1 protein-coding gene and 2 pseudogenes are annotated in these 1,917 nt (G+C 66.2%); all 3 read left to right on the top strand.

Annotated features, from left to right (window positions below; genetic code table 11):
- Positions 1 to 103 precede the first annotated feature (103 nt).
- Positions 104 to 958 (top strand): annotated as a pseudogene (locus tag ACFTZC_RS41920) (IS5 family transposase).
- The gene (locus tag ACFTZC_RS41915; protein WP_382899360.1) at positions 955 to 1,359 is read left to right on the top strand and encodes a hypothetical protein; all 405 of its coding nucleotides are present in this window, start codon (positions 955 to 957) and stop codon (positions 1,357 to 1,359) included. Before ACFTZC_RS41920 ends, ACFTZC_RS41915 begins: the two are co-directional and overlap by 4 nt.
- Before the next feature lie 106 nt (positions 1,360 to 1,465).
- A pseudogene (locus ACFTZC_RS41910) lies at positions 1,466 to 1,917 on the top strand (IS5 family transposase); the annotation flags it as partial.

Here is a 1,917-nt window from a genome sequence, read left to right as displayed (position 1 = left end):
AGTGGACGTTAAGTCCGATATTTCTCGTTTCCTGATCGCTCGATTGTGTGACTGATCGCCACGCGGGACGGGCGCTGGGCATGGACATGCTGGGATGCAGGGCATGGACAGAGAGCCGTATCCGAGTGACTTATCGGACCAGCAGTGGGCCTTGATCAGGCCGATGATCACGGGCTGGAAGCAGGACCGGGTGGCGCGGTCGGCGACCGGGAATCCGGGGTCCTGTGACCTCCGGGAGGTCGTGAACGCGATCTTCTACCAGAACCGGACGGGCTGTCAGTGGCGTTATCTGCCGCACGATCTGCCGTCCTGGTCAGCGGTGTTCTACTACTTCACGCTGTGGCGCGAGGACGGCCTGGACCAGCGGATCCAGGAACTCCTGCGCTGCCAGGTGCGGGAGAGGGCTCGCCGATTAGAGGAACCCGTCCCTCGTGATCATCGACACCCAGTCCGTGCGTGCGGCAGCCGGTGTCCCGAAGACCACGACAGGACTTGACGTCAACAAGAAGGTGTTCGGGCGCAAGCGCGGGCTGGCCGTGGACGTTCTGGGCCTGGTCATCGGCGTAGTCGTCCTGCCGGCCTCCGCCCACGACAACGCCGCCGGCATCGCCCTGCTCGACCAGGTCGCCGAACGCTGCGGGAACCGTCTGGAGAAGGCTCTGGTGGACCAGGGTTTCAAGGACGAGGTGGTGATCCACGGTGTGTTGCAGGACATCGACGTCGAGATCGTCCGCCGCAACCCGGGCGACAAGTGCAAGGGCTTCGTCCCGCAGCCCAAGCGGTGGATCGTGGAGCAGGTCAACGGACCCTGCTGCTGCACCGGCGCCTGGCCCGCGAGTACGACCACCGGCCCGACACCTCCGCCTCACGCGTCTACTGGGCCTCTACCTCGAACATGGCCCGCCGCCTGACCACGCTGAGCCCCGCCTGGCGCGACGACCTTGGGCTCGCCGCGTGAACGTCACCGAACTCCTCGCCGGCCTCCAGGCCCAGCACAAGGCGGCCACCGCCCGGGCCGGTGAACTCCAGGGGCAGATCGAACACCTCACCGCCGTCCTGGCCGAGACCGAGGCCCGACTCGCGGAGCTGGACATCGCCCGGAAGGTCATCGAGCAAGCCGCACCGGCAGCAATCGAACCCGACCCGTCCCAGACCGAGATGAGCACCGCTTACCAGGCCATCGTGAACACCTTCAACCACCACCCCGGCCAGGCATTTCGAGCCCGTGAACTGCACGAACTCCTCGAGATGCCCACCGACGAGGCATCCGTCAACATCACCCGAAGCCGCCTCGCACGCCTCCTCCGCCAAGGCTTCCTCACCCAACCTGGACGAGGCCGCTACCAGAAACAGACTTAACGCCCGCTCAGAGCTCGTAACACGATCTTGTTGAAGTGTGCTGGTCGGCCGTGACCGGTGCGACGATTCGGCCGTTCGTGACGGTGTGAGTACTCGGCCGTGGATCATGGACGACGACTTGTGGGCGCTGATCGAGCCGCTCCTGCCGCCATGGCCGGAACGGTCCCCAGGGCCTCGGCCGGTGCTGGACCGGCTCTGTCTGCAGGGCATCCTGTTCGTCCTCTACAACGACATAGCCTGGCAACTCCTGCCCCTGGAGCTGGGCTTCGGCTCGGGGCAGACGTGCTGGCGCCGACTGGACCGGTGGCAGAAGGCAGGAGTCTTCGACCGGCTGCACCGGATCCTGCTCGCCGAGCTGAACGCGGCCGATGAACTCGACTGGTCGCGGGCATGCGTGGACGGCTCCCACATCCGCGCGAAAAAGAGGGACCCGACACCGGCCCGTCGCCGGTCGACCGGCGCAAGACCGGCAGCAAGCACCACCTGATCTGCGACGGCCGCGGCACCCCACTCAAGGTCATCACCACTGCGGCCAACGTCAACGACGTCACCCAGGCC

This window comes from Streptomyces sp. NPDC056987 (genome assembly GCF_042673865.1).
Taxonomy (GTDB): domain Bacteria; phylum Actinomycetota; class Actinomycetes; order Streptomycetales; family Streptomycetaceae; genus Streptomyces.
Note: the sequence above shows the minus strand (reverse complement) of the source record. Positions and strands in the feature narration are given on the sequence as shown.